The 25737-nt window shown below is 63.8% G+C and carries 27 protein-coding genes; 20 read left to right on the top strand and 7 right to left on the bottom strand.

Features of this window, described 5'->3' with window-relative positions; genetic code table 11:
• Positions 1-2: 2 nt before the first annotated feature.
• The 4 genes from mltG to PVZ80_RS07190 all read left to right on the top strand — a co-directional run bounded on the left by mltG (position 3) and on the right by PVZ80_RS07190 (position 3734).
• Positions 3-1235: an endolytic transglycosylase MltG gene (gene mltG / locus PVZ80_RS07175; protein WP_009047838.1), complete on the top strand. Its 1233-nt coding sequence runs from the start codon at positions 3-5 to the stop codon at positions 1233-1235.
• Positions 1236-1254: 19 nt separating this feature from the next.
• Positions 1255-1887 (top strand): dTMP kinase, encoded by a 633-nt coding sequence (tmk, locus tag PVZ80_RS07180; protein WP_257374588.1) that lies wholly within the window; start codon positions 1255-1257, stop codon positions 1885-1887.
• Positions 1880-2866: a DNA polymerase III subunit delta' gene (locus PVZ80_RS07185; RefSeq protein WP_016702167.1), complete on the top strand. Its 987-nt coding sequence runs from the start codon at positions 1880-1882 to the stop codon at positions 2864-2866. The genes tmk and PVZ80_RS07185 overlap by 8 nt, the downstream gene beginning before the upstream one ends.
• A gap of 82 nt (positions 2867-2948) precedes the next feature.
• A complete protein-coding gene (locus tag PVZ80_RS07190) occupies positions 2949-3734 on the top strand; it encodes a TatD family hydrolase (RefSeq protein ID WP_007928065.1) in 786 nt (261 codons plus the stop codon).
• A gap of 217 nt (positions 3735-3951) precedes the next feature.
• On the opposite strand, the gene PVZ80_RS07195 is transcribed toward PVZ80_RS07190, so the two are convergent.
• Positions 3952-5085, bottom strand: a complete 1134-nt coding sequence (locus PVZ80_RS07195; RefSeq protein ID WP_038631131.1) for an aminotransferase class V-fold PLP-dependent enzyme — start codon at positions 5083-5085, stop codon at positions 3952-3954.
• 78 nt (positions 5086-5163) lie between these two features.
• On the opposite strand from PVZ80_RS07195, the gene PVZ80_RS07200 reads away from it, so the two are divergent.
• The 8 genes from PVZ80_RS07200 (at position 5164) to PVZ80_RS07235 (ending at position 12663) form a co-directional block, all read left to right on the top strand.
• Positions 5164-5802: a TetR/AcrR family transcriptional regulator gene (locus PVZ80_RS07200; RefSeq protein ID WP_007928069.1), complete on the top strand. Its 639-nt coding sequence runs from the start codon at positions 5164-5166 to the stop codon at positions 5800-5802.
• Positions 5803-5941: 139 nt separating this feature from the next.
• Entirely contained in the window at positions 5942-6910 is a 969-nt protein-coding gene (locus PVZ80_RS07205) for a GTP 3',8-cyclase MoaA (RefSeq protein WP_009047842.1), read from the top strand.
• Positions 6911-7144: 234 nt separating this feature from the next.
• Positions 7145-7747 carry a DUF4823 domain-containing protein gene (locus PVZ80_RS07210; protein ID WP_009042857.1) on the top strand — a complete coding sequence of 201 codons (603 nt, stop codon included), beginning with the start codon at positions 7145-7147 and terminating at the stop codon, positions 7745-7747.
• Between the two features lie 21 nt (positions 7748-7768).
• On the top strand, positions 7769-8332 hold the full coding sequence (locus tag PVZ80_RS07215) for a DUF1285 domain-containing protein (protein ID WP_273863598.1): 564 nt from the start codon (positions 7769-7771) through the stop codon (positions 8330-8332).
• Positions 8333-8402: 70 nt separating this feature from the next.
• A complete protein-coding gene (locus PVZ80_RS07220) occupies positions 8403-9116 on the top strand; it encodes a GntR family transcriptional regulator (protein ID WP_009047844.1) in 714 nt (237 codons plus the stop codon).
• Positions 9113-10111, top strand: a complete 999-nt coding sequence (locus PVZ80_RS07225; protein WP_028683120.1) for an ADP-ribosylglycohydrolase family protein — start codon at positions 9113-9115, stop codon at positions 10109-10111. Before PVZ80_RS07220 ends, PVZ80_RS07225 begins: the two co-directional genes overlap by 4 nt.
• A gap of 160 nt (positions 10112-10271) precedes the next feature.
• Positions 10272-11738 (top strand): purine-cytosine permease family protein, encoded by a 1467-nt coding sequence (locus tag PVZ80_RS07230; RefSeq protein WP_028683121.1) that lies wholly within the window; start codon positions 10272-10274, stop codon positions 11736-11738.
• On the top strand, positions 11731-12663 hold the full coding sequence (locus PVZ80_RS07235) for a PfkB family carbohydrate kinase (RefSeq protein ID WP_273863601.1): 933 nt from the start codon (positions 11731-11733) through the stop codon (positions 12661-12663). The genes PVZ80_RS07230 and PVZ80_RS07235 overlap by 8 nt, the downstream gene beginning before the upstream one ends.
• Positions 12664-12733: 70 nt before the next feature.
• On the opposite strand, the gene PVZ80_RS07240 is transcribed toward PVZ80_RS07235, so the two are convergent.
• Positions 12734-13114 carry a hypothetical protein gene (locus tag PVZ80_RS07240; protein WP_016702160.1) on the bottom strand — a complete coding sequence of 127 codons (381 nt, stop codon included), beginning with the start codon at positions 13112-13114 and terminating at the stop codon, positions 12734-12736.
• Between the two features lie 400 nt (positions 13115-13514).
• Between PVZ80_RS07240 and PVZ80_RS07245 the strand changes: the two genes are divergently transcribed.
• Complete coding sequence (locus PVZ80_RS07245; RefSeq protein ID WP_273863603.1) at positions 13515-14495, top strand: DUF3829 domain-containing protein; 981 nt, start codon at positions 13515-13517, stop codon at positions 14493-14495.
• Positions 14496-14564: 69 nt separating this feature from the next.
• On the opposite strand, the gene PVZ80_RS07250 is transcribed toward PVZ80_RS07245, so the two are convergent.
• The 4 genes from PVZ80_RS07250 to PVZ80_RS07265 form a co-directional block, all read right to left on the bottom strand.
• Positions 14565-14819, bottom strand: a complete 255-nt coding sequence (locus PVZ80_RS07250) for a hypothetical protein (protein ID WP_009042865.1) — start codon at positions 14817-14819, stop codon at positions 14565-14567.
• Positions 14820-14855: 36 nt separating this feature from the next.
• The gene (locus PVZ80_RS07255) at positions 14856-15164 is read right to left on the bottom strand and encodes a hypothetical protein (protein WP_273863604.1); all 309 of its coding nucleotides are present in this window, start codon (positions 15162-15164) and stop codon (positions 14856-14858) included.
• Between the two features lie 86 nt (positions 15165-15250).
• Positions 15251-16465, bottom strand: a complete 1215-nt coding sequence (locus tag PVZ80_RS07260) for an MFS transporter (RefSeq protein WP_273828076.1) — start codon at positions 16463-16465, stop codon at positions 15251-15253.
• Positions 16466-16573: 108 nt separating this feature from the next.
• Positions 16574-17224 carry an HD domain-containing protein gene (locus tag PVZ80_RS07265; RefSeq protein WP_009047853.1) on the bottom strand — a complete coding sequence of 217 codons (651 nt, stop codon included), beginning with the start codon at positions 17222-17224 and terminating at the stop codon, positions 16574-16576.
• A 258-nt stretch (positions 17225-17482) separates the two neighbouring features.
• On the opposite strand from PVZ80_RS07265, the gene PVZ80_RS07270 reads away from it, so the two are divergent.
• From PVZ80_RS07270 to PVZ80_RS07295, 6 genes are all read left to right on the top strand, one after another.
• Positions 17483-17962: a GNAT family N-acetyltransferase gene (locus PVZ80_RS07270; RefSeq protein ID WP_007928100.1), complete on the top strand. Its 480-nt coding sequence runs from the start codon at positions 17483-17485 to the stop codon at positions 17960-17962.
• 376 nt (positions 17963-18338) lie between these two features.
• On the top strand, positions 18339-19337 hold the full coding sequence (locus tag PVZ80_RS07275; protein WP_041990022.1) for a 2-dehydro-3-deoxygalactonokinase: 999 nt from the start codon (positions 18339-18341) through the stop codon (positions 19335-19337).
• Positions 19338-19350: 13 nt separating this feature from the next.
• Positions 19351-19971, top strand: a complete 621-nt coding sequence (locus PVZ80_RS07280; protein ID WP_009047856.1) for a 2-dehydro-3-deoxy-6-phosphogalactonate aldolase — start codon at positions 19351-19353, stop codon at positions 19969-19971.
• 48 nt (positions 19972-20019) lie between these two features.
• Positions 20020-21168: a galactonate dehydratase gene (gene dgoD / locus PVZ80_RS07285; RefSeq protein WP_038631146.1), complete on the top strand. Its 1149-nt coding sequence runs from the start codon at positions 20020-20022 to the stop codon at positions 21166-21168.
• A 156-nt stretch (positions 21169-21324) separates the two neighbouring features.
• Complete coding sequence (locus PVZ80_RS07290; RefSeq protein ID WP_009047858.1) at positions 21325-22635, top strand: MFS transporter; 1311 nt, start codon at positions 21325-21327, stop codon at positions 22633-22635.
• Positions 22636-22690: 55 nt separating this feature from the next.
• The gene (locus tag PVZ80_RS07295) at positions 22691-23488 is read left to right on the top strand and encodes an IclR family transcriptional regulator (protein WP_097302620.1); all 798 of its coding nucleotides are present in this window, start codon (positions 22691-22693) and stop codon (positions 23486-23488) included.
• Between the two features lie 92 nt (positions 23489-23580).
• Here PVZ80_RS07295 and PVZ80_RS07300 read toward each other — a convergent pair whose 3' ends face one another.
• The gene (locus tag PVZ80_RS07300; protein ID WP_273863605.1) at positions 23581-24633 is read right to left on the bottom strand and encodes an NAD(P)-dependent alcohol dehydrogenase; all 1053 of its coding nucleotides are present in this window, start codon (positions 24631-24633) and stop codon (positions 23581-23583) included.
• A gap of 180 nt (positions 24634-24813) precedes the next feature.
• On the opposite strand from PVZ80_RS07300, the gene PVZ80_RS07305 reads away from it, so the two are divergent.
• Positions 24814-25704, top strand: a complete 891-nt coding sequence (locus tag PVZ80_RS07305; RefSeq protein ID WP_016702136.1) for an AraC family transcriptional regulator — start codon at positions 24814-24816, stop codon at positions 25702-25704.
• The last annotated feature ends 33 nt before the right edge of the window (positions 25705-25737 follow it).

The following is a 25737-nucleotide window of genomic DNA, read 5'->3' on the forward strand; positions in this document are numbered from 1 at the left end:
TTGTGAGACGTAAACTATTGCTTCTGCTGGAGACCGGACTGGTTCTGGCAGGTCTGGCGCTGGGCGCCTCGGCCTGGAAGTTGAATTCGGCGCTGGAGCAGCCTCTCAACCTGACCCAAGAGCAATTGCTCGACGTACCAGCCGGCTCGACGCCAGGCGGTACCTTCAACCGTATGGAAGCCAATGGCGTTCTCAAGGACGCGTTCTGGCTGCGCCTGTACTGGCGCTTCAACATGGAAGGGCAGCCGCTGCACAGCGGCGAATACCGCATGACTCCTGGGATGACCGCGCAAGGCCTGATAGGGGTCTGGCAGCGCGGTGAAGTGGTGCAGTACAGCCTGACCCTGGTGGAGGGCTGGACCTTCCGCCAGGTGCGTGCCGCGCTGGCCAGGCATGACAAGCTCGAGCAGACCCTGAATGGGTTGAGTGACAGCGAAGTCATGGAAAAGCTCGGCCACGGCGGAGTTTTCCCCGAGGGCCGGTTCTTTCCCGATACCTACCGTTTCGTGCGCGGGATGACCGATGCCGAGCTATTGGAAAAGGCCTACAACCGCCTGGACGAGGTGCTGGCCAAGGAATGGAACAAGCGCTCGGCCGATGTGCCTTACACCGAGCCTTATCAGGCGCTGATCATGGCCTCGCTGGTGGAGAAGGAAACCGGCGTGCCCCAGGAGCGTGGACAGATTGCCGGGGTATTCGTGCGCCGCATGCAGGTTGGCATGTTGCTGCAAACCGATCCGACGGTGATCTATGGTCTGGGCGAGCGTTACAACGGTAAGTTGACCCGCGCTCTGCTGAAGGAAGCGACCCCTTACAATACCTACGTGATCAGTGGCTTGCCGCCGACCCCGATCGCCATGGTTGGCCGCGAGGCGATCCATGCCGCGCTCAACCCGGTGCCGGGCAGCAGTCTGTATTTCGTGGCGCGTGGCGATGGCAGTCACGTGTTCTCCGACGATCTGGATGCGCACAACAATGCCGTGCGCGAGTTCCAGCTCAAGCGTCGCGCCGATTATCGTTCCAGCCCGGCGCCGACGGGCAGCCCGGCAGCTTCCGAGACTCCGGAGTCGACTCCGGCGCCGTCGCCCGATACGGCGCCCGAGGCGGTTCCGCAGGTGGCGCCTCAAGAGCCTCCTCAAGAGCCCTCTCAGGAGGCTCCCCAGGTGAGCCCGGAAGCATCGCCGCAAGCACCGGTCGAAACTCCCGTCGAGCCCGAGCCGAAAAGCCCGCAATGACTTTGATTAAGGACTGCCTGTGACTGGCTTGTTTATTACTCTGGAAGGCCCGGAAGGCGCGGGTAAAAGCACCAACCGCGAATACCTGGCCGAGCGCCTGCGCGCGGCCGGCATCGAGGTCTTGCTGACCCGCGAGCCGGGCGGCACGCCTTTGGCCGAGCGGATCCGCGAGGTGCTGCTGACCCCCGGCGACGAGGTCATGAATCCTGATACCGAGTTGTTGCTGGTGTTCGCCGCGCGCGCCCAGCATCTGGCCGAGGTGATTCGTCCGGCACTGGCGCGTGGCGCAGTGGTGTTGTGCGACCGTTTTACCGATTCCACCTACGCCTACCAGGGCGGTGGTCGTGGTTTGTCCGTCGAGCGCATCGCGACCCTGGAGCAGTTCGTTCAGGGTGAGCTGCGGCCTGATTTGACCCTGGTGTTCGACCTGCCGGTCGAAGTGGGTCTGGCCCGCGCCAGCGCCCGTGGTCGCCTGGATCGTTTCGAGCTGGAAGGCCGGGTGTTCTTCGACGCGGTACGCCAGGCCTACCTGAAGCGTGCGGCGGCCGACCCGGCGCGTTACCTGTTGGTGGATGCGGCGCAACCACTGTCCCGGGTCCAGCAGGCGCTGGACGCCCTGTTGCCGAAATTGCTGGAGTTGCACCGTGGCTGAGGCCTTTCCCTGGCAGGACGAGCTCTGGCAGCAACTGGCGGGCCGTGCCCAGCATGCCCATGCCTATCTGCTCCATGGTCCGGCGGGCATCGGCAAGCGTGCGCTGGCCGAGCGCCTGATGGCGCGCCTGCTGTGCCAGCATCCGGCGGGGCTGGATGCCTGCGGGCAGTGCAAATCGTGCCTGCTGCTGCAGGCCGGCAGCCACCCGGACAACTACGTGCTGGAGCCGGAAGAAGCGGACAAGGCGATCAAGGTCGATCAGGTGCGCGAATTGGTCAGCTTCGTGGTGCAGACCGCGCAGCTGGGCGGGCGCAAGGTGGTGCTGATCGAGCCGGTGGAGTCGATGAACATCAACGCTTCCAACGCGCTGCTGAAAAGCCTCGAAGAGCCGTCCGGCGATACGGTGTTGCTGCTGGTCAGCCACCAGCCGAGCCGCTTGTTGCCGACCATCAAGAGTCGCTGCGTGCAGCAGGCCTGTCCTCTGCCCAGTGAGGCCATGAGCCTGCAATGGCTGAGCAAGGCCCTGCCGGACTGCTCGGAAGAGGAGCGGGTCGAGCTGTTGACCCTGGCGGCCGGTTCGCCCCTGGCAGCTGTCAGCCTGCAAGCCCAGGGCGCGCGCGAGCAGCGGGCGCAGGTGGTCGACGGGGTGAAGAAGTTGCTCAAGCAGCAGCAATCGCCGACCCAGCTGGCCGAAGGCTGGAATGCGATACCCTTGCTGTTGCTGTTCGACTGGTTTTGCGACTGGTCGAGCCTGATCCTGCGTTATCAGCTGACGCAGGACGAGGAGGGGCTGGGGTTGGCCGATATGCGCAAAGTGGTGCAGTACCTCGCGCAGAAATCCTCCCAGGCCAAGGTTCTGGAGATCCAGGACTGGATCCTTGCGCAACGCCAGAAGGTGTTGAACAAGGCCAACCTCAATCGGGTGCTGTTGCTCGAAGCCTTGCTGGTGCAGTGGGCCGCACTGCCTGGCCGCAACTGACGGCGGCACCTGGAAACAAACCGAATCGCCGGCTGCCGCTCGGGCCGGCCTGTTCATTGACCGAATGTGGTTGTCGCTTCTTATGCTTGTAGATTCCCATTGTCACCTCGATCGCCTCGACCTTGCCGCGCACGACGGCTCCCTTGACGCCGCCCTGGACGCGGCTCGTCAGCGCGGTGTCGGGCATTTCCTGTGTATTGGCGTCAGTGCCGACAATGCGGCCGACGTCAAAGCCCTGGCCGAGCGTTATGACGATGTCGACTGCTCGGTGGGTGTCCATCCCCTGGATGTCCAGCCCGGCGCCGCACCAGCCCTCGACTGGCTGCTGCAGGAACTGAACCACCCGCGGGTGGTGGCCATCGGCGAGACCGGCCTGGATTACCACTACGAACCGGAAGCCGCGCAGTTGCAGCAGGAGTCTTTCCGCCTGCATCTGCAAGCCGCCCAGCAGACCGGCAAGCCGGTGATCGTCCATACCCGTGGCGCGCGCGCCGATACCCTGACCCTGCTGCGCGAAGCGGCGTTGCCGCAAGCCGGGGTCCTGCACTGCTTCACCGAAGACTGGGACATGGCCAAGGCCGCTCTGGACCTGGGTTTCTACATTTCCCTGTCTGGAATCGTCACCTTCCGCAATGCCGATGCGCTGCGGGACGTGGCACGCCAGGTGCCGGCCGACCGTTTGCTGGTGGAAACCGATTCGCCGTACCTGGCGCCGATTCCTTATCGCGGCAAGCCCAACCTGCCGCAGTATGTGCGTGAAGTCGCCGAGTTCCTGGCCATGTTGCGTGGGGAGCCCTACGAGCGTTTTGCCGAGCAGACCACCGAGAACTTCAAGCGTCTGTTCCCGCTGGCGCACGTCAAGGGCTGAATCGCAGGCAAAAAAAACCCGGGTTCTGGGGGGTGAATCCGGGTTAAGACCATTAGGAGTAAAACAAAGGCACGCCATCCCTTGGTACCTTCATCGGCGCTTCACTTGGGGGAGATGTCACGCCGACAGTTCAAGTATTGATCACTATTGAATTCAGTCCAGTTGGCCTTGCTCGTTTTTTAAACAAATTTGGAATACGAGCGCTTCGCTTGAGTTCTCATTGCCGGGCGATGTCAGCCACAATGGCGAGAGTTTCGTCGATCACGCGTTTTTCGGTATAGAAATGCGGTGAAAATCTAACTCCGGGGCCGCGGGGGATGCACACCACCTGTTGCTGTTGCAGCGCCTCATAAACCGCCTGATTATCGATGCCATCGATACTGAACGAGAAAATTCCGCCGCGACGGGCAGGGTTGAGCGGGGTGTGCAGGCGTACGCCGGGGATAGCATTCAAGCCGTCCTGAAGCCACTGGACCCGTTCGGCGATCAAGGTCGCCACGTGCTCCATGCCTACTTCTTCCAATAACGACAGGCTGGCTTCCAGGGCCATGGCGCCGAGCATGTTCGGGCTGCCGCATTCGAAGCGCCGGGCACTCTTGGCCGGTTCCCATTCGCTGCGGCTGTAATCGCCCATGTGTTCCAGCATGTGCCAGCCGAACTCATGGAGCTTGAGCTGCGCACGCAGCTCGCTGCGGCAATAGAACACGCCGAGGCCTTCAGCCCCGAGCATCCATTTGTGGCCGTCGGCCATGGCGAAGTCGCATTGATAGGCCTGGACATCGAAGGGTTGCGCGCCCAGTTGCTGGATGGCGTCGATGCAGAACAGCACGTTCTGTTGTTTGCAACCGGCGCCCAGGCGCTGCAGGTCCAGGCGCAGGCCGCTGGCGAATTGCACCGCGCTGATCGCCATCAGCCGGGTGCGCGGCCCGCAGGCGGCCAGCAGCGCGCCTTCCGGGTCGTCGCCCTTGAGGCTGACCTGAAGCACTTCCACGCCCTGGCTGGCCAGGGCTTCCCAGACAATACGGTTGGAGGGGAATTCTTCGTCGCTGATGACGATCTGGTCGCCTTTTTCCCAGGACAGGCCAAAGGCGACGAATGACAGCGCTTCCGAAGTATTTTTGACCAGTGCGATGTCATCCGTTGACGGTGCATTTAGCAGGCGCATCAGGCGTTCGCGCAGGCGTTGTTCAAGGGCCATCCAGTCCGGATAGTCCCGCGCACCCAGCAAAACGTTCTCTTTGGCGAAGCGCGCCACGGCTTCGGCGGCCCGATTCGGCCAGGGGGCGACAGCTGCGTGATTCAAATAACGCAGGCCCGGGGCCTGTACAAATTCATCAAGAAACATAGTCATGGTCGGATGATCCGTGCATTTTGGCGCAATTTAGGCATAATACGCGGCTTCGATTTTGACCCCGACAGACCTTTTCTTATGCAGAAAGAACCTCGTAAGGTCCGTGAGTTTCGTCGCCGCGAGCAAGAAATTCTCGATACCGCGCTCAAGCTGTTCCTCGATCAAGGTGAAGACAGCGTCACCGTCGAGATGATCGCTGATGCCGTTGGTATCGGCAAAGGGACCATCTACAAGCACTTCAAGTCCAAGGCGGAGATCTATCTGCGCCTGATGCTCGATTATGAGCGCGACCTGAACGAGCTGCTGCACTCTGCCGATGTCGACAAGGATAAGGAAGCCCTGTCCCGGGCCTACTTCGAATTCCGCATGCGCGACCCACAGCGTTACCGGCTGTTCGATCGCCTGGAAGAGAAGGTGGTCAAGGGCAACCAGGTGCCGGAAATGGTCGAGGAGTTGCACAAGATCCGTGCTTCCAACTTCGAACGCCTGACCTTGTTGATCAAGGGCCGCATCAGCGAAGGCAAGCTCGAAGACGTGCCGCCTTACTTCCACTACTGCGCGGCCTGGGCGCTGGTGCACGGCGCGGTAGCGCTGTACCACTCGCCGTTCTGGAGCAACGTGCTGGAAGACCAGGAAGGCTTCTTCCAGTTCCTGATGGACATCGGCGTGCGCATGGGCAACAAGCGCAAGCGCGACCCCGATAGCTCCGGCAGCTGATTCATTCAGTCGCCTTATGGCGCCATGATTTTTCTATATGGCGCAGTGTCCCAGGAATATACTCAGGCATGGGACTTGCCAAAATCTGATTTTTGAGTCAGGTTTTGGTCGGTTCACTCTTCCTTCGCCGGAGTCATCCATGATCGTTGACCGTCAAGGCAGGCGTTTTCGCAATCTGCGTATCAGCCTGACTTCTGCCTGCAACTACGCCTGTACCTACTGCGTGCCCAACGGCAAGCGGCTGGTGGCTGCCCAGGACGAGTTGTCGGCCGAGGCCATGGCGCGCGGCGTGGCCTACCTGATCGAGGCGGCAGGCATCGAACGCCTGCGCATCACCGGCGGCGAGCCCCTGGTCAGCCCGAAACTCGAAGCCTTCATGGGCGCGGTGGGGCAAATGGGCCTGGAAGACATCAGCCTGACCACCAACGGCCAGTTGCTCGCACGCAAGCTGCCGCTACTGGTGGATGCCGGTATCCGGCGCATCAACGTTTCCCTCGACACCCTGGACGCCTCGGCTTTCCGCAGCATCGCCCGTGGCGGCGATCTGGCGACGGTACTCGACGGCATGGACCAGGCTCGCGCGGCGGGCATGAAAATCAAGGTCAACATGGTGCCGCTGCGCGGGCAGAACCTGGATCAGGTAATGCCGTTGCTCGACTACTGCCTGGAGCGTGGTTATGAGCTGCGCTTTATCGAGCTGATGCGCATGGGCCATCTGGCCAGCGACTCCAACGCCTTCCTGCAGCAGTTCGTCAGTCTGCAACAATTGCTGAGCCTGATCGGTGAACGCTACGAATACCTGCAGGCCGATGCCCCGGTGGATGCCACAGCCGTGCGTTATGAAATTCCGGGGTTGGGCCATTTCGGCGTGATCGCCAACGAAAGTGTGCCGTTCTGCCGGACCTGCTCGCGTCTGCGGCTGTCATCCACCGGCTGGTTGCACGGTTGCCTGTCGTCGAGCAACCGGCATTACGTCGGCGACCTGCTGGACAAGCCGCGCCATCAAGCTTTGCCGGCCTTGCAGCGCCTGCTGGTCAAGGCCCTGGGCGACAAGCAGGATGTGGCATTCTCCGGTGGTGCGACGGTGATGAAAATCATCGGCGGCTAAACCCCATCTCTCTGATCCCCGTCCTCTGTAGCTGCTGCCGCAGGCTGCGATCGAGGGCGTAGCCCTCGCCAATCCAGACGACCCATTTCTCTCCAGCCAATAGCCTTCAACGGGTTTGTGGCTGCTGCGCAGCCATTCGCAGCTACGGCCGCGGCTACAGGCGCCCGAGCTGGCGCGGAAGCTGCATCTCGTGGCCATTCGCCGGTTTTCCGTCACCGGCTTCTGGAGGGAAGGATGCGTAGCCTGGTTTTGCTGCTGGCTTTTTTGGGGCTCGGTGGCTGCATGAATGTCAGCGATATGGGCGAGGGTGTTCGCTATCACATGAGTGATGCGGGTTTCCTCGATCACAGTAATACCCAGCGCTCTAACTCGTTCCGTGTTCAGCCGGACTCGTTCATTTTCATCGCCCAGGGCGCCTTTGCGCCGCCGGGCAGCGCTTACCCGCGCCCCAACGTGGTGGCCGAGGAAGCCTTCAAGGGTTTTATCGAATACTTCCCCATGGTCCGCCGCGCCCGGGCGCCGGAAGGCCTGGACCAGGCCATGGCCGAAGCCCGTGAAGTGGGCGCGCATTACCTGCTGTACACCCGTTTCGCCAAGGCCGACGACCGTATCGGCAACTCCGATGAGTGGTTCGACCAGGAAGCCGTGGATCGCCTGGGGATCGACAACGGCGTGATTCAGATCATGCTGATCGAGACCAGTACCCAGTATCTGATCGACACCGCGCGGATTCGCAGTCGTGGCGGTTTACTGACGTTCCACGACAACAAGCCGGAAGACCTGCTTGGCCCGCCGCTCGAACAATACGCCCGCAGCCTGTTAGGCTTGAGCGATTAAGCCAAGCACGAGGAGAGCAGCATGAGTGGTCCGGGCAAAGCCAACGATCTGTTGGCGCAGATTCCCAAGGCGGAGAAGGGCTTGCCGCCGGTCCACCTGTGGAATCCCGACTTCTGTGGCGATATCGATATGCGTATCGCCCGCGATGGCACCTGGTACTACCTGGGTACCCCCATTGGCCGCAAACCCATGGTCAAGCTGTTCTCCACCATCATTCGCCGCGACGGCGACGACTATTTCCTGATCACCCCGGTGGAAAAGGTCGGCATCAAGGTCGATGACACGCCTTTTGTCGCTGTCACCCTGGAGGTCGAAGGCGAGGGTGAGGAGCAACTCCTGCGCTTTACCACCAATGTCGACGAGCAGGTCAGCGCCGGCAGCGAGCATCCGCTGCGGGTGGTGATCGACCCGCAGACCCAGGAGCCGGCGCCTTACGTTCACGTGCGCAGCAACCTGGAAGCACTGGTGCACCGCAACGTGTTCTACCAACTGGTGGAACTGGCGGTGAGCCGTCCGATCGACGGTCAGAACTGGCTGGGCGTCTGGAGCGGCGGGGTGTTCTTCCCGATCGGCCTGGAGCCCTGAGCTGCGAAATACCTTGTGTCCCGAATAAATATCTTGCGACGAAGATCCCGTTTCGGGTATCAATTTGTACATGATTAGACATGTTCGATTTGACAAGAAAAAACGCGTGGTCGATGAACTGATCCGACGCATCGAAAGCGGCCTCATGGAGGACGGTTTCCTGCTGCCGGGCGAGCATCAGTTGGCCCAGGAATTCTCGGTGAGTCGTGGCACCCTGCGTGAGGCCCTGGCCGAACTCAAACGCCGCAACTACATCGCCACCCAGAGCGGGGTCGGCTCCATCGTCACCTTTGACGGAGTGGTGCTGGACCAGCAAAACGGCTGGGCCCAGGCCCTGGCGGACAGCGGGGCGCTGATCAACACCGAGCTGCTGCGCCTGGAGGCGGTGCAACGTCCTGACCTGTTCAGCCGTTTCGGTACCGACCAATTCATCGCCCTGGACCGGCGCCGGCGCTCTACCGACGGCACCGTGGTTTCCCTTGAACGTTCCCTGATGCCCGCCACCGGAGGCCTGGAAAGCCTGCCGCGAGTAGGGCTGATCGATGATTCCCTGACCATTACCCTGGCCGCCTACGGCTACATCGGCGAGCGCGGCGATCAATGGATCGGCGCCGAGCCACTGGGTGAAGAAGAGGCACGACTGCTGGGACGCCCGGCCGGCAGTGTGTTTCTCAAGGCCCTGCGGACCACCTATGACCGCCGCGGGCGTTTCATGGAACAGGTGGAAAGTTTTCTCGACCCGCTGCACTTTCGCATGCACCTGGAATTCGGAGCGCAGAAATGATCCCGCTGGATCGCGCTCTGGGCGCCTTTTACGGGTTGGCCCTGGGTGATGCCCTGGGCATGCCGACCCAATCCTTGAGCCGGCAGCAGATCAAGCAGCGTTTCGGTGCCATCCACAGCCTGGAAGACGCCGGTCCCGATCAACCGATTGCCGCCAACATGCCCAAGGGCTCGATCACCGACGACACCGAGCAGGCGATCCTGGTCGGCGACCTGCTGGTGGCGGGCAAGGGCCGGATCGAACCGGCAGCGTTGGCCCACAGCCTGATCGAGTGGGAAGCGGCGATGCAGGCCAAGGGCTCCCAGGATCTGCTGGGCCCTTCGACCAAACGCGCCATCGAAATGATCCTCGCCGGGCATACCGCGGAAGAAGCCGGGCGCTATGGCACCACCAACGGCGCGGCGATGCGCATCACTCCGGTGGGCATCGCGGCGAATGTCGACGATGCCCAGGCCTTTATCCGTGCGGTGGTGGAGGCTTGCCAGGTCACCCATAACACCACGCTGGGCATCTCCAGCGCGGCGGCGGTGGCGGCGGTGGTATCCGCCGGGATCAATGGCGTGCCGCTGGGCGATGCCTTGCAGGTCGGCGTGCAGATCGCCCAGGAGGCGGAGCGGCATGGCCACTGGGTGGCCGGCGGGCGTATCGCCACGCGCATCAGTTGGGCGCGCAGCCTCAGTGTCGAAAGCGACAAGGCGCTGCTGGCCGATCTGCTGTACGACCTGATCGGTACTTCCGTCGCTTCCCAGGAATCGGTGGTGGTCTCCTTTGCCCTGGCGCATCAGGTGGCCATCGGCGAACTGCAGGCGTTCGAAGCGCTGTGCATGGCCGCCAGCCTGGGGGGCGACACCGATACCATTGCCGCCATCCTCGGCGCGATGCTCGGTGCCTGCCAGGGGATGGAGTGCTGGCCGGCCGCCTTGATCGAGCAGATCAAGCAGGTCAATGACCTGGATCTCGAACCGCTGGTGCAGGGGCTGCTGGCCCTGCGTTAAGGGGCGCGAGGCTGCATGATCAAGGCTCCCACCCCCTGTGCGCGAGCCGTCGCTGAGGCCTATTTGCCATGGATAGCAGGAATACGGCGAGGAATGCCGGGACGTCTGATCGACTTCCGAAATTGCCGACAATCACAACAAAGGCAACAGGAGTGTTTTCATGAGTGCATCGAACCCCGGGCAAAGCGCCGGGCAGCTGGAAACCCGTGGCATCGAGCCGGTGCCGGAAGGCGAGTGCAACGGCCATCCGCTGCAACTGTTCTGGGTCTGGTTCGCCGCCAATATCAGCATCCTCGGCTTGCCGCTGGGGGCGACCCTGGTGGCTTTTCGTGGCCTGTCGATCGGGCAGGCGATCATCGTCGCTATCCTCGGTGCCGCCGGTTCGTTCGCGGTGGTGGGGATCATCTCCATCGCCGGGCGTCGCGGGCGGGCGCCGAGCCTGACGCTATCGCGGGCGATCTTCGGCGTGCGCGGCAATATCGGCCCGACCCTGGTGTCGCTGATGTCGCGGGTGGGCTGGGAAACTGTCAACACCACCACCGCTGCCTTCGTCCTGCTGTCGCTGTGTTCGATCCTGTTCGGCTCGCCGGTGGAAGCCAAGAGTGCGCCGCTGCTGACCCTGCTGTTCATCGGCATTTTCGTGCTGTTGACCCTGGCCGTCTCCGGCCTCGGCCACGCGACCCTGCTGGTGATCCAGAAGTGGGCCACCTATGTGTTCGGCGCGCTGAACCTGCTGGTGGGCGGCTTCCTCTGCGCCACCATCGACTGGAGCGCGGTGTTCAACGCCACCCCGGCGCCGTTGAGCGCGATGATCATCGGTATCGGCACCATGGCCGCGGGCACCGGTATCGGCTGGGCCAATACCGGTGCCGACATGTCGCGTTACCAGCACAGCAGCGTCAAGGCCTCGCGCCTGGTGGCATCGGCGGCCTTCGGCGCCGGCATTCCGCTGGTGCTGCTGATTACCCTGGGTGGCCTGCTGTCGGTGGGCAACGATGACCTGGCCTCGGCCACCGACCCGATCGTGGCGATCCGCGACATGCTGCCGACCTGGATGGCGGTGCCCTACCTGATCACCGCTTTCGGCGGCCTGCTGTTGTCGAACAACCTGTCGGTGTACTCGGCCGGCCTGACCACCCTGACCCTGGGGCTCAAGGTCAAGCGGGTGTACGCGGTGGTGGTGGACATCGTGGCGATCTTCGCCGGCTCCATCTACTTCATGCTGATCGCCGAGAGTTTCTATGGGCCGTTCATTACCTTCATTTCCTTGCTGGCGGTGCCTCTCACCGCCTGGGTCGGGATCTTCGTGGTCGACCTGATCCACCGTCACTACTACAGCCCCAAGGACCTGCTGGACGTCAGCCCGAGCAGCGCCTACTGGTATCGCGGTGGTGTCGAATGGCGGGCCTTCGGTGCCTGGGCACTGGCCATAGTGCTGGGTTTCAGCTTCACCACCATCGGCACCAACGCCGAGAACGTCTGGTTCGCCGGGCCGCTGGCCGATTCCTGGCTGGGCCATAACGGCCTGGGCTGGATCGTCACTTTCCTGGTAGCCGGCGGCGTGTATGCCGTGCTGGGTGGGGCCAGGGATCGCCGCGGCGCTTTTGTCGAGAATGCCAATGCCTAGAATGCTGCACACCGGCCAGGTCATCGTCGATCTGGTGATGTCCGTAGACCGCCTGCCGAGCTCCGGCGGCGACGTGCTGGCACAGTCCGCCAGCTTCGAGGCCGGCGGCGGCTTCAACGTGATGGCTGCCGCCCAGCGAAACGGCTTGCCGGTGCTGTACCTGGGGCGGCACGGCAACGGCCGCTTCGGGGCGCTGGCGCGGGAGGCGATGCGTGCCGAGGGCATCCAGGTCACTCTCGAGGCCAGCCGCACCGAGGACACCGGCCTGTGCGTGGCGCTGACCGAAGCCACGGCCGAACGCAGCTTCATTTCCTACATCGGGGCGGAAGGCCAACTGTCGGCCCAGGACCTGGCCGGTGTCGCGGTGCAGGCCGACGACTTTGTCTATGTCAGCGGCTACAGCCTGCTGCATGCCGGCAAGGCCGAGGCCTTGCTGGACTGGCTGCTGGCCTTGCCACGGGCGATCCGGCTGGTGTTCGATCCGGGCCCGCTGGTGGATTCGCCGGACTCCGTGGCGATGCGCCGGCTGCTGCCGCGTATCGATCTCTGGACCAGCAACAGCGTCGAGGCCTTGCGCTTCACCGGGACCACGAGCATCGGCGCAGCCCTGCGACGCCTGCATGAGGGGCTGCCGCAGGAGGTGTTGCTGGTGGTCAGGGACGGCCCGCAAGGCTGCTGGGTCAGCCAGCATGGCCACAGCGCCCATGTACCGGGCTTCAAGGTCCAGGCGGTGGACAGCAACGGCGCTGGCGATGCCCATGCCGGAGTCTTCGTCGCAGCCCTGGCGCAGGGACTGGAGCCATTGCAGGCGGCGTGTCGTGCCAATGCCGCGGCGGCCCTGGCGGTGACCCGCTGGGGCCCGGCCACCGCGCCGGGGGCGGCGGAGGTGGATGCGTTGGTCAATGGGAACGGCGTCCACGCCTGACACTTGCTGACGGAGTGAGGGGATCGCGAGCAAGCTCGCTCCTACAGGGAGCACTGCTCGCGATCGCGGTTTATCCCGCCTTGCGCAATGCGTCGATCAACTCCTGCTTGCTCATGGTCGAGCGGCCGCGGATGTTCTTCACCCGGGCTTCCTTCAGCAGGCTGTCTTTGGTCTGGGTACTCAGCGAAGCCTGGCTGTTACGGGCGTACCCCTCACGGCTGGCGGCGGCACGCCTGGCCGAGGAGTGGCGCGCGGCGGCCTTTTCCGAGGCCGGTGTGCGTTGCCCGGAGCCGCCAGCCCGTTCCCCTCCACCGGACTGCTTGTTCACCGTAGCCCAGGCGCGCGCTTCGGCCTCGTCCTTGGGCACGCCCTTGGCTTCGTAGCCGGCTTCGATATGCGCGGCCTTGCGCTTCTGTTCGGCGGTGTATTTGGCTTTGCTTCCACGAGGCATGAGGGCTCTCCTTTGGCAATGGGTACCTGAAGTTGGGTCGGGAGGAAGGCCGATAAGTGCCCGGGAATCGACGAATGGGGCTCTCGACGCCAGTGCCAGAGGGGTGTGATCGCTGTCACAGAAGCACAGCATTGCGCACAAAAGCGGCAGGCCAGGGCGGCCCGAGGTTTGCCAGGGCGGGGGAAGTCTCGCACAATGCCTGCCCCGGAAATGGATGCGTCTGACGAGTTGTCAGGCCTTTTCGCGAGATGCTCATGGATGATTCTTACGCCCCAGATCAGGGGCGGCTGATCGATACAGTACGCCCGCTATCAATCCCCTGTTGCGCAAATCCAACCCCGTCACCGGTCTGCCGCTGCCGTGCGGTGTGGTCGTGGCCTGTTTTTAAAGGAATGAACCAATGAATACCCGGATGTTTTTGGCTGCGGCCCTGTTGGGCGGCAGCGTGCTGCTGGCCAGTTGTGGCGACAAGACTGAAAAGGTCAGCCAGCCCGCGGCACAGGTCGATGCCAAGCAGCAGGAAATCGATAAATACAACCAGTACGTCGGTGCGGCGAACAGCATCAGCGAATCCTTCCAGACGTTCCTCCAGCGTTACCAGCAGTACGAGGTGCCAGCCTTGGCGGGCAAGGCGCCGATCAGCGCTTTCAGCGTCGGCAACGATATCCTCATCGATCGCCTGAGCCAGGCCCTGGATGGCGCCCTGGCCATCGATACACCAATCCCGGAAGTGGATCAGGCGGCCCAGGCCTTTTCCGCGGCGCTGAAAACCCTCTCGCCGCTGAGTCATGAGCTGCAGAACTACGCGACTTCCAAGGGCTACCTGAGCGACAACGGCGAGCTGGCCCGTCGCCAGAGCCAGGCCTATCTGGCCGCCCTGACCGCGGTCAGCGAAAAGGAGCAGGACTTCTACGCCGGCCTTGGCGCGCGTGACCTGGCGCTGACCAAGCAAGCCTTCGACGAGGCGCCGAAAGACACCGCGGCCTACTACCGTGCCGGGTTGATCTACTACGGCAAACTCAACACCGCCGATGCCGAGACGCTGTTCGCCGAACCGAACGATCCGCAGGCCCTGGCGGCTTTCGAGAAGTCCCTGGCACTGGTGGCCGACGCGGCCGCGGGCTGGAATGGCAAGGTCAGCGCCCAGGCGGCGCAGAGCGGCAAGTCGTGCGGTGGCGGCATGCTGGAAATCAATGAGTTCATCGGCCAGTCGCGTTCGATCATCCGCGACGTCAAGGACGGGGTGTACAAGCGCGCTCCCGAAGGCGCGATGAAGAACCTGCCGGCGCATATGCAGAGCTCGAGCATCGTTCGCTCGGCCAACCGCTACAACCGCACCTACGGCAACATGATCAATCGCTTCAACCATCCGACCTGCTGAATCGGCGCTGGCGGCACCCGCGTCGCGACGCGGGTGCCGGTGGGCGCAAACGAACGCCCGGGCCTTCGATCAGGCGTCCAGCTTGCGGGCCGCTTCCACTCCGGAAGCGGTCAGCTTGATCGGCAGGTTCAGGGCATGTTCGCCCGCCGGGTTGAGGGTGACATGGCCCTCCTTGATCAAGCCGCGTTCCTGCAACATTGCCAGGGTACTGGCCACGACTCTTTCGCCGCGATAGTTATCCAGCACCTCCTTGCCCAGGCCGTTGGGGTGGGCGTGCAGCAAGCGGGTGAGCACTTCTTTTTCCAGCTCTTTGTCGACGTTCATGCGGACCTCTGTGTGAGGGAAAGGTGCGTGCCTGGTTCATTGATCGGTGCCGTGGCCTTCGGAGCCTGTGCCGCCGATGGTGGTTTTCGGCTTGCTGTCCGGCGGGTCGGTGTCCAGGGTACCGGCGCGGCCGGTGTCGTTGCCCTGGATGCGCGGATCGGTACCCGTGGCGGGGGGCAGGGTGCTTTCGTCCACCTGCGGCGGGTTGATATTGATGCTCGGCGAGCCTTGGGTGGCCGGGGACTTTGGCCGTTCCACCGGATCGATGGGGCCGCTGGCGCCGGCGAAGGCCGCCGAGGACAGCAGCCCGGCCAGGGCGAGGAGCGTCAGCCTGGATTTGATCATGATGTCGCCTCCATTCGTTTTTAGAGTCGCTACCTGATCTTGGGCTGCCGGCGATTTTGATTGGTGCCTGATGAACGACGAACGGTTCAGGCGTTCTGCGCCACCCCGTCGGGTTTCATCCCGCGCCAGACCAGGCGCCCGACGCTGATCAGCCAGTTCAGCAGGGCGATGTCCAGCACCGTGAGCATCAGGGCCGGCATGCCCTGTTCGACGATGATCCGGCCGGCCAGCAGCGGAAAGCCGAACACCCCGATGAAATAGGCCAGGCTGAACAGCAGCAAGGCTTGCGAGGTGTCGCCGGGCGGCGCTTCGTTGGCGGCCAGGCCGTTGATCACCGAGTAGGTCAGGCCGTAGCCGACCCCCAGGACCACGGCGGCCAACAGATAACTCGTCGCGTCATCGACCAGCAGCTGGAACATCAGGATCGACCCCAGCATCAGCCCCGAGAGCAGGCACGCCGCGCGATAGGCGTCGCGCTTGACCACGAAGCCGGCGATCAGCAGGCGGCTGCCGATGGCGGCCACCATGAAGCCGAGAAAGAACAGCGAATAGTCCAGCGAGCGGGAGGCCGCGTAGCTGGTCTGGAAACTCGACAGGCCGCCGAATACGCAGCCACCGAGACCGACCATGAGGATCGGGAACAAGGCCTTGGACGAGAGCACCCGGGCGCTGCTGGCCCAACTGATTTTCGCCGCGCCGGCCCCCAGATGGCTGGGGTGTCTCTTCAGCAGCGCGCCCAGGCGCCAGAAGATCAGCACGCCGATCAAGCTGGCGGCCGCGGCCAGCAGAAAGGCCGCAGTCAATGGGTAGCCCAGGGCGCTGGCCAGCCGCCCCAGCAGCGGGCCCGAGCCGATGCCGCTCATCATGCTGCCCGACAGCAGGGCGAAGAACCTGGCCCGCTGTGCCGGCGCCACCATCATCGCGACGATGATCGGCCCCAGGGTGTAGAACACGCCCCAGCCCAGGCCCAGGGTCAGGCCGAAAAACAGCAGGGCATCGCCAAAGCCCGGCGTCAGGGCAAAGCCCAGGCTGGCGACCACCAGCAGGCAACCGAACAGGGCAATCGAGCGCGCGGCGCCCAGCAGGTCCGACAGGTGCCCGGAGAAGATCACCGCGACCAAGGTGCTGAGCATGGCGACCGAAATCACGCTGCCGGCATCGTGCTCATTGCCACCGCGCGAGCCGATCAGCAGCGAGAGCAGGAAGGTCGAGCCATAGGACAGCGACAGCAGGTAGCTGGCGACACAGAACAGCCCGAACAGCCTGGCTGGAACCATGGGTGGTGGGGTAGCGCTGGACATGCGCAGGCCTCGTTTCTTGTTGGATTCATGAGGCGCCGTTCTACCATGGGCGGCTGTCGCGTTAGTTGTGATCTTGCAGGCTTCAGGGTTAGTGCCTAGCGGAGTAAGTCAGCCGCCGATCTCGTCGATGAACTCGTCCATGAAGCGCTTCAGGCGGGTATGCCGCACCTGCGCCAGGCGCGCGCCGGTCACGGTCTGAAAGCCCTCGGCCAGGTGCAGCAGCTTGGTGTGGAAGTGGTCGAGGGTGAAGTTCAGGTCGTCATAGCCGCGGTGCTCGGCGTGCGGGTCGTGGGGATCGTAGAAGGCTCGGTTCAACCGGCCGCCGACATAGAAGGTGCGGGCCACGCCGAGAGCACCGAGGGCGTCGAGACGGTCGGCGTCCTGCAGGATCTTCGCCTCCAGGGTGTCGGCCTGGATGGCGGCGGAAAAACTGTGGGCTTCGATGGCGTGGGCCACCGCGGCGATCTTGGCTTCGGGCCAGCCCAGCCGGTGCAGCAGGGCCGCGGCCTTTTCCGCCGACAGGCGCGAGGCCTGGGCGCGCAGCGGTGAGCTCTTTTCCACGGCGACGCAGTCGTGTAGCAGGGTGGCGGCCAGCAGCACCTGCAAATCGCCGCCGTCTTCCTTGGCGATGCGCCGCACATTGGCCCACACCCGCTGCAGGTGCGACAGGTCGTGGGCGCCGTCGTCGACAGGCTCCAAGGCGTGGGGCAGCAGGGTATTGGCGAGATCGGGCAGGGGAGCAAAAGCGTGGGCGGTCATCAGGAGGGAGCCATCAGCGGGTCAATAACGCGCCACTGTAGCCGCTGTCGAAGGCGGCGATAAGGCCCATGGCGCTCATACCTGCGTCCTTTGCTGGCTGGCCGGTTGGTCAGTCTGCGGCGCTGGTCGCGGGAATCGGCAATTCCGACATGGACAATCACCCGCCACGACCTCCAGGCATATCCCTGTGAAATACCCGTGCATGTCCTTCCCCTGTCGATCTAATATGGCCGCCTGCCTTCTAACCGAGACCCGCCGATGTCCGTCGAAATCCGTCCAGCCGTGCCCAGCGATGCACCGCAAATCCTTGCCTTCATCAGGGAGTTGGCCGATTACGAACGCGCTCGCCATGAGGTCATCGCCAGCGTCGCCGACATCGAGCGCAGCCTGTTCAGCGAGGGCGCCACGGCCCACGGCCTGATCTGCCTGCGCGATGGTGTGCCGATCGGTTTCGCGGTGTTTTTCTTCAGCTATTCCACCTGGCTGGGCAGCAACTGCCTGTACCTGGAAGACCTCTACATCACCCCTGCACAACGTGGCGGCGGCGCTGGCAAACAGCTGCTGCGGCACCTGGCGCGGATCGCCTGCGACAACGGTTGCGGGCGCTTCGAGTGGAGCGTGCTGGAGTGGAACGAACCGGCGATCCAGTTCTACAAATCCCTGGGCGCCCAGCCCCAGGAAGAGTGGGTGAGGTACCGCATGGATGGCGATGTACTGCGCGCGTTCGCCCAGGGCTGAGTCCATCGTCAACGCTGTAGGGGCAGCCGCTCGCTATCCGGTTGCTCGCGATTCCTTTCCAGATCCCTCGCTGCCAAGACCGCCCTGTGTACTCGGGGCGGCCGGCGTTTTTCTTCGGGCTTAGGCCCGCATTCACTGCCCAGGCTCAAAAACCGATCTCACTCGTTGCCGGTTCCTGTTCCCTTGTGGGGACAGGCGGTCGACGCCTGCCTGCTGCCATGAAAACCAGGCAATAGCGGGCTGTTCTCATGTAAATCAATAAATCCCACAATATGGGAGTGATATTTATATATTGAGATTTTATTTGAGTCGGGTTTATAGTCGCCGCCATCAGCTCTTACGCACTCACTGCCAAAAACAACTCACAGGTGAAGCGATGCAGGCGCAATTGATCGCGCTCGATTGGGGAACCACCTCCCTTCGTGCTTACAAACTCGCAGCAGGCGGCCAGGTGCTGGAACAGCGCGCGTTGACCTCGGGGATCATGCAGTTGCCGAAAGTGGCGCGGATGATTGCCGGCCAGCGCTGCGACAACGGTTTCGAACTGGCCTTCGACGACGCCTGCGGCGACTGGCTCGACGCGCAGCCGGGGTTGCCGGTGATTGCCTGCGGCATGGTCGGCAGCGCCCAGGGCTGGCGCGAGGCCAGTTACTGCGAGACCCCGGCGGATGTCGCCCAGCTCGGACAGGCCCTGGTGACCTTGCGCAGCCGGCGCGGGGTGGACGTGCATATCGTGCCGGGGGTGATCCAGCGTTCGCGCTTGCCGAACGTGATGCGGGGCGAAGAAACCCAGGTGCTGGGTGTGCTGCCGCAACTGGCGGGCGGGGCAGGGGACGACGTGCTGATCGGCCTGCCCGGCAGTCATTCCAAATGGGTGCAGGTGGCCGACGGTTGCATCGTCCATTTCGACACCTTCATGACCGGCGAGCTGTTCGCCGTGCTCAGTCAACACAGCATTCTCGGCCGCACCCAGGAGCGTGGCGCGGCATTCGATGTCGACGCCTTCGATCGTGGCGTGCAGGTGGCCTTGTCCGTCGAGGGCGAGATCGGCCCGCTGTCGACTCTGTTCAGCGCCCGCAGCCTGGGGTTGACCGGTGAACTCAGCGGCCGCGCCCAGCCGGACTATCTGTCGGGCCTGCTGATCGGCCACGAACTTTGCGCACTGGCCGCCGTGCAGCGGCGGCGCCGTCACGGCGAGCCACTGCCAACGATCGTGCTGATCGGCAATGCCCAGCTTTGCGCCCGCTACAGCCGGGCCCTGTCCGCCTGCGGTTTTCCCCGGGTAATCCTGGCCGAACAGGCCACCGAACGCGGTTTATGGCACCTGGCTGAAGCGGCCGGGCTGCTGGCGCGCGTCCCTTGCGCTCATCCTTGAAAAGAGGTCCGACATGCTCAAGCAAGCACTGGCACACAACGGCCTGATCGCCATTCTCCGGGGGCTGCGTCCGCAAGAAGCGGCGGCCATCGGCGAGGTGCTGTATCAGGCGGGGTTTCGGGTTATCGAGGTGCCGCTCAATTCTCCACAGCCCTTCGACAGCATCCGCATCCTGCGCGACGCCTTGCCCGCCGATTGCCTGATCGGCGCCGGCACGGTGCTGACTCCGGAGCAGGTCGAGCAGGTCAAGGCCGCGGGCGGCCAGGTGATCGTCATGCCCCACAGCGACCCCAAGGTGCTGCGCGCGGCCAGGGCCGCCGGCCTGTATCTGTCCCCCGGCGTGGCCACGCCGACCGAGGCGTTTGCCGCGCTGGCCGAAGGCGCCGACGTGCTCAAGCTGTTCCCCGCCGAGCAGATGGGCCCGGCGGTGGTCAAGGCCTGGCTCGCGGTATTGCCGGCCGGCACCGTGCTGCTGCCGGTGGGCGGGATCACCCCGGACAACATGCAGGTGTTCGTCGACGCCGGGGTCAAGGGCTTCGGCCTCGGTTCCGGGTTGTTCAAGCCGGGGATGAGCGCGGCTGAGGTGGCGACTCGCGCCAAGGCCTATGTCGCCGCCTGGAACGCCCTGGCTTAAGACTTTTTCTGCGCCGTCGGCGCTGCATCCGACAAGAGAGACAAGAAGATGAAAATCACCAAACTGACCACCTTTATCGTTCCGCCACGCTGGTGCTTTCTCAAGGTCGAGACCGACGAGGGCGTCATCGGCTGGGGTGAGCCTGTGGTCGAAGGGCGGGCACACACGGTGGCCGCCGCTGTGGACGAACTGGCCGATTACCTGATCGGCAAGGACCCGCGCAATATCGAGGACATCTGGACCGTGCTCTACCGCGGCGGCTTCTACCGTGGCGGCGCGATCCACATGAGTGCCCTGGCCGGTATCGACCAGGCGCTGTGGGACATCAAGGGCAAGGCCCTGGGCGTGTCGGTCAGCGACCTGCTGGGTGGCCAGGTGCGAGACAAGATCCGCGTCTATTCGTGGATCGGCGGCGACCGTCCGGCCGATACCGCGCGCGCCGCCAAAGAGGCGGTGGCGCGTGGTTTTACCGCGGTGAAGATGAACGGCACCGAGGAGCTGCAGTTCCTCGATACCTTCGACAAAGTCGACCTGGCCCTGGCCAACGTGGCCGCGGTGCGTGATGCGGTGGGGCCTAACGTCGGGATCGGCGTCGACTTCCATGGCCGGGTGCACAAGCCCATGGCCAAGGTACTGATGAAGGAACTCGATCCCTACAAGCTGATGTTTATCGAAGAACCGGTGCTCAGCGAAAACTACGAGGCCCTCAAGGAGCTGGCGCCGCTGACCAACACGCCGATCGCCCTGGGCGAGCGGCTGTTCTCGCGCTGGGATTTCAAGCGGGTGCTCAGCGAAGGCTACGTCGACATTATCCAGCCGGATGCTTCCCATGCCGGCGGCATCACCGAGACCCGCAAGATCGCCAACATGGCCGAAGCCTACGACGTGGCCCTGGCCCTGCATTGCCCGCTGGGGCCGATTGCCCTGGCCGCCTGCCTGCAACTGGACGCGGCCTGCTACAACGCCTTCATCCAGGAGCAGAGCCTGGGCATCCATTACAACGAAAGCAACGACCTGCTGGATTACGTCAAGGACCCGCGCGTCTTCGACTACCAGCAAGGCATGGTGAAGATCCCCAACGGCCCGGGCCTGGGCATCGAGATCAACGAGGAATACGTCATCGAGCGCGCGGCCATCGGCCACCGCTGGCGCAACCCGATCTGGCGCCACGCCGACGGCAGCTTTGCCGAATGGTGAGTTGATTCATTGCTTGTAGGAGCGAGCTTGCTCGCGATGCAGACGACAGGGTCTGACTTCTTATCGCCGTGAAGCAACCGACGCCATCGCGAGCAAGCTCGCTCCTACAGGTACAGAGAAACATTGCCCTCAATAACCATAAGAAGAGGCATCCCCATGCAACCGGAAACCTTCACCGGGCAGGCGTCGCTCGTCGCGCCGAGCCGCAAGCGTTTTTTCATCATGCTGCTGTTGTTCATCACGGTGGTGATCAACTACCTGGACCGCAGCAACCTGTCGATCGCCGCGCCGGCGCTGACCAGCGACCTGGGCATCGACCCGATCCACGTCGGGCTGATTTTCTCGGCCTTCGGCTGGACCTACGCCGCCATGCAGATCCCCGGTGGCTGGCTGGTGGACCGGGTGCCGCCGCGCATTCTCTACACCGCGGCGCTGCTGCTGTGGTCGCTGGCGACGGTGATGCTCGGTTTCGCCGCCAGTTTTATCGCCCTGTTCGTCCTGCGCATGGCGGTGGGCGCGCTGGAGGCGCCGGCCTATCCGATCAACAGCCGGGTGGTGACCACCTGGTTTCCCGAGCGCGAACGTGCCACGGCCATCGGCTTTTACACCTCCGGGCAGTTTGTCGGGCTGGCCTTTCTCACCCCGGTGCTGGCCTGGCTGCAGCATGCCTTTGGCTGGCAGATGGTGTTTGTCGTCACCGGCGCGGTGGGCATTCTGTGGGCGGCGATCTGGTACGCGGTGTATCGCGAACCACGGGATTTCAAGGGCGCCAACCCGGCGGAAATCGACCTGATCCGCCAGGGTGGCGGCCTGGTGGATATCCAGCGCGAGACGGCCAAGCGCAAGGCGCGCTTCAACTGGACGGACCTGGGGATCGTCCTGAGCAAGCGCAAGCTGTGGGGCATTTATCTGGGGCAGTTCTGCCTCAATTCGACCCTGTGGTTTTTCCTCACCTGGTTCCCCACTTACCTGGTGAAGTACCGCGGCATGGACTTCATCAAGTCCGGCCTGCTGGCGTCGCTGCCGTTCCTCGCGGCCTTTGTCGGCGTGCTGTGTTCCGGGTTCTTCTCCGACTGGCTGATCCGGCGTGGCGCCTCGGTGGGTTTTGCCCGCAAGCTGCCGATCATTGGCGGGCTGCTGATTTCCACCTCGATCATCGGCGCCAACTTCGTCGAGTCGACGCCGCTGGTGATCGCCTTCCTGGCGCTGGCGTTCTTCGGTAACGGCCTGGCCTCGATCACCTGGTCGCTGGTCTCGACCCTGGCACCGGCACGGTTGCTGGGGCTGACCGGCGGGGTGTTCAACTTCATCGGCAACCTGTCGGCGATTGCCACGCCGATCGTCATCGGCTTCCTGGCCAGCGGCGACTCCTTCGCCCCGGCCATTACCTACATTGCCGTGCTGGCGCTGGCGGGGGCCTTGTCCTACGTGCTGCTGGTGGGCAAGGTCGAGCGTATCGAGTTGTAGTGGCGGGGGGCGGGCGACCATAATGCCGCCCGTTCTCACCCTCAAAAGGCTGGATATGCAGGACGACGCAGCAAAGACCGCCAAGGATGCCGCCCCCACCGGTACCCAGACATTGCTCCGTGGCTTGGCGGTGGTGCAGGCCGTGGCCAGCGGTGCCCGCGACCTCAAGGAAATCGCCCGGCTGATCGGCACCACCCGCAGTACCACCCATCGCCTGGCCAGTTGCCTGGTGGACGAGCGTTACCTGAGGGTGGTGCCGCAGGTCGGCTACCTGCTGGGGCCGAAGCTGATCGAGCTGGGTTTCCAGGCGCGCGAAGCCTTGCCGTTGGTGACCCTGGCCAGGCCATTCCTCGACGAGCTGTCGGCGTTGACCGGCGACACCATTCACCTGGCGATCCGCGAAGACGACGATGTGCTGTACCTGCACAAGAACCCTGGGCGCAACGGCCCGGAAATGCGCTCGCGGGTCGGCCATCGCATGCCGCTGGCGCGCACCGGGATCGGCAAGGCGCTGCTGCTCGATAGCACGCCGCAGGAGTGGCAGCGTTTATATGAAGTGAGCCTGCCGGCGGGCGGCAGGAATGCCCTCTGGCCGCAGCATGAAGAGCCGACCTGGGAGCAGTTCCAGCAGCGCATGCAGGAATATGTGGCGGGCGGTTATGCCTTCGACCTGGAGGACAACGAACCGTCGATCCGTTGTGTGGCGGCGCCGGTCCGCGATGCCAGCGGCAAGATCGTCGCCGGCATCAGTATCGCCAGCACGGTGCCGTACATGCCGCTGGAGAAGATGGCCGAGCTGATCCCGGTGATCAAGCAGGCCGCGGCTGGCATCTCCGCCGAGCTCGGCGGCTGACTCAGGCTTCTGTAGGAGCGGAGCTTGCCCGCGATGGGATTTTTCCAGGTCCATCGCCATCGCGGGCAAGCCTCGCTCCTACAGCACGCGGTTTATTGCTTGAGGGTCGCCATGTCGATGACGAAGCGGTATTTCACATCGCCGGCGATCATCCGCGCGTAAGCCTCGTTGATCTGGCGGATGTCGAGCATTTCGATGTCGCAGGTGATGTTGTGCTCGGCGCAGAAATCCAGCACTTCCTGGGTTTCGGCGATGCCGCCGATCAGCGAACCGGCCAGCACGCGACGGCCCAGCACCAGCTTGGCCGCGTGCACGGGCGGGTCCACCGGTTCGATCAGGCCGACCAGGATGTGTACGCCGTCAAAACGCAGGGTATCCAGGTAGGGGTTGAGGTCGTGTTGCACCGGGATGGTGTCCAGCAGGAAATCGAAGCGGCCGGCCGCGGCTTTCATCTGCTCGGCATCGGTGGAGACAATCACATGATCGGCGCCCTGGCGACGACCTTCTTCGGCCTTGCTCGCCGAACGGGTGAACAGGGTCACTTCTGCGCCCAGGGCCTTGGCGAACTTGATGCCCATGTGGCCCAGGCCACCCATGCCGAGAATGCCCACCTTGTCGCCAGCCTTCACCCCGTAATGCTTGAGCGGCGAGTAGGTGGTGATGCCCGCGCAGAGGATCGGCGCGGCGCTGGCCAGGTCGAGTTTCTCGGGGATACGCACGACAAAGTGCTCGCTGACCACGATGCTGTCGGAGTACCCGCCCATGGTGTTGCTGCCGTCGACCCGGTCCGGGGTGGCGTAGGTCATGGTCGGGCCTTCCAGGCAGTATTGCTCCAGGTTGGCGGCGCAGGCCTCGCAATGCCGGCAGGAGTCGACCATGCAGCCGACGCCGACCAGGTCGCCGACCTTGTGCCTGGTCACGTGGGCACCGACCGCGGTGACCTTGCCGACGATCTCGTGGCCCGGCATCAGCGGGTACACGGCGATGCCCCATTCATTGCGGGCCTGGTGGATATCGGAGTGGCAGACGCCGCAGTAGAGAATCTCGATGGCCACGTCGTCGGAGCGCGGGCTGCGTCGCTGAAAGCTCATGGGGGCGAGGGGCGTGGTGGCTGACTGGGCGGCGTAACCGATGGCTGTGTACATGATGAACCTCGCAAAAGCACTGACAGGTGAGGCGGGCCATTCTCGGCGCCGCTGCCGGGCGCGAACATGGCGATTCCTCGGCATGTCATGCCTATTCCTCCGCCATCGGCCATTTGCGCGCGGCATTGGCGTTCAGACCTGCGATGATGTTTTCATCCCTTTTTCCGTGAAGTTTTCCCCATGTTGTTGACCCGTCATCTCGATGCCAACGCCACCCTGGTATCCCTGATCCAGCCCCTTGCGACCCGCGATGGTTTCGTCCCCACCGAGCTGCCGGGGGTCATGGTGCTGCGGGCCAGTTGTGATGTGGCCCGCGGCCCGCAGATCTATGAGCCGAGCCTGATGATCATCGTCCAGGGCAGCAAACTGGCGTACCTGGGCCCGCGGACCCTGGAGTACGGCGCCGGGCATTACCTGATCCAGGCGTTGTCGGTGCCTTTCGAGTGCGAGACTTTCGCCATGCCCAATGCGCCGTTGCTCGGGGTGTCCATCGCCCTCGACCGGGCCTTGTTGGGCGAACTGGTGCTGGCGATGGGCGTTGCCGCAGGACGCAGTGCCCAGGCGCAAACCCCGGAGTCCATGACCTCGGTGGTGCTCGACGACACCATGCGCGGTTGCGTGGAGCGCCTGCTGCGCTGCCTGCACGATCCTCTGGAATGCAAGGTCATGGGCCAGGCGCGTTTGCGCGAGTTGATGTTCACCGTCTTGCGCGGGCCGCAGGCCGATGTGCTGCGCGCGCTGGTGGAGCAGCACGGGCAGTTCGCGCGGATTTCCGCCTCGCTGAATCACTTGCACGAGCATTACACCGAGCCGCTGAACGTCGAGACCCTGGCCCGTTGCGCGAACATGAGCGCCTCGACCTTCCATGAGCACTTCAAGCGCAGCACGCTGCTGTCGCCGGTGCAGTACCTCAAGCGCCTGCGCTTGCTCAAGGCGCAGCAGTTGCTGCTGGGGGAAGGGCTGGGCGTGGCCCAGGTGGCGCATCGGGTGGGGTACCAGAGCACCTCTCAGTTCAGTCGTGAATACAAGCGCTACTTCGAGCGCAATCCGGGGGATGAGCGAGCAGCGTGATGGCGTGGCGCGACACTCTTCTGTAGGAGCGAG

Source organism: Pseudomonas sp. B3G-3 (assembly GCF_028640915.1).
Classification (GTDB): domain Bacteria; phylum Pseudomonadota; class Gammaproteobacteria; order Pseudomonadales; family Pseudomonadaceae; genus Aquipseudomonas; species Aquipseudomonas chlororaphis_I.

Coding starts and splice junctions, on each gene's coding strand:
- PVZ80_RS07210 (WP_009042857.1), top strand. CDS start 7,145: ATGCGTAGCCTGGTTTTGCTGCTGGCTTTTTTGGGGCTCGGTGGCTGC.
- PVZ80_RS07280 (WP_009047856.1), top strand. CDS start 19,351: ATGCTCAAGCAAGCACTGGCACACAACGGCCTGATCGCCATTCTCCGG.
- PVZ80_RS07195 (WP_038631131.1), bottom strand. CDS start 5,085: ATGACTATGTTTCTTGATGAATTTGTACAGGCCCCGGGCCTGCGTTAT.
- PVZ80_RS07190 (WP_007928065.1), top strand. CDS start 2,949: ATGCTTGTAGATTCCCATTGTCACCTCGATCGCCTCGACCTTGCCGCG.
- PVZ80_RS07275 (WP_041990022.1), top strand. CDS start 18,339: ATGCAGGCGCAATTGATCGCGCTCGATTGGGGAACCACCTCCCTTCGT.
- PVZ80_RS07265 (WP_009047853.1), bottom strand. CDS start 17,224: ATGACCGCCCACGCTTTTGCTCCCCTGCCCGATCTCGCCAATACCCTG.
- PVZ80_RS07305 (WP_016702136.1), top strand. CDS start 24,814: ATGTTGTTGACCCGTCATCTCGATGCCAACGCCACCCTGGTATCCCTG.
- PVZ80_RS07270 (WP_007928100.1), top strand. CDS start 17,483: ATGTCCGTCGAAATCCGTCCAGCCGTGCCCAGCGATGCACCGCAAATC.
- PVZ80_RS07290 (WP_009047858.1), top strand. CDS start 21,325: ATGCAACCGGAAACCTTCACCGGGCAGGCGTCGCTCGTCGCGCCGAGC.
- PVZ80_RS07215 (WP_273863598.1), top strand. CDS start 7,769: ATGAGTGGTCCGGGCAAAGCCAACGATCTGTTGGCGCAGATTCCCAAG.
- PVZ80_RS07205 (WP_009047842.1), top strand. CDS start 5,942: ATGATCGTTGACCGTCAAGGCAGGCGTTTTCGCAATCTGCGTATCAGC.
- PVZ80_RS07245 (WP_273863603.1), top strand. CDS start 13,515: ATGAATACCCGGATGTTTTTGGCTGCGGCCCTGTTGGGCGGCAGCGTG.
- PVZ80_RS07240 (WP_016702160.1), bottom strand. CDS start 13,114: ATGCCTCGTGGAAGCAAAGCCAAATACACCGCCGAACAGAAGCGCAAG.
- PVZ80_RS07250 (WP_009042865.1), bottom strand. CDS start 14,819: ATGAACGTCGACAAAGAGCTGGAAAAAGAAGTGCTCACCCGCTTGCTG.
- PVZ80_RS07230 (WP_028683121.1), top strand. CDS start 10,272: ATGAGTGCATCGAACCCCGGGCAAAGCGCCGGGCAGCTGGAAACCCGT.
- PVZ80_RS07235 (WP_273863601.1), top strand. CDS start 11,731: ATGCCTAGAATGCTGCACACCGGCCAGGTCATCGTCGATCTGGTGATG.
- dgoD (WP_038631146.1), top strand. CDS start 20,020: ATGAAAATCACCAAACTGACCACCTTTATCGTTCCGCCACGCTGGTGC.
- PVZ80_RS07220 (WP_009047844.1), top strand. CDS start 8,403: ATGATTAGACATGTTCGATTTGACAAGAAAAAACGCGTGGTCGATGAA.
- PVZ80_RS07225 (WP_028683120.1), top strand. CDS start 9,113: ATGATCCCGCTGGATCGCGCTCTGGGCGCCTTTTACGGGTTGGCCCTG.
- PVZ80_RS07300 (WP_273863605.1), bottom strand. CDS start 24,633: ATGTACACAGCCATCGGTTACGCCGCCCAGTCAGCCACCACGCCCCTC.
- PVZ80_RS07255 (WP_273863604.1), bottom strand. CDS start 15,164: ATGATCAAATCCAGGCTGACGCTCCTCGCCCTGGCCGGGCTGCTGTCC.
- PVZ80_RS07260 (WP_273828076.1), bottom strand. CDS start 16,465: ATGTCCAGCGCTACCCCACCACCCATGGTTCCAGCCAGGCTGTTCGGG.
- PVZ80_RS07295 (WP_097302620.1), top strand. CDS start 22,691: ATGCAGGACGACGCAGCAAAGACCGCCAAGGATGCCGCCCCCACCGGT.
- PVZ80_RS07200 (WP_007928069.1), top strand. CDS start 5,164: ATGCAGAAAGAACCTCGTAAGGTCCGTGAGTTTCGTCGCCGCGAGCAA.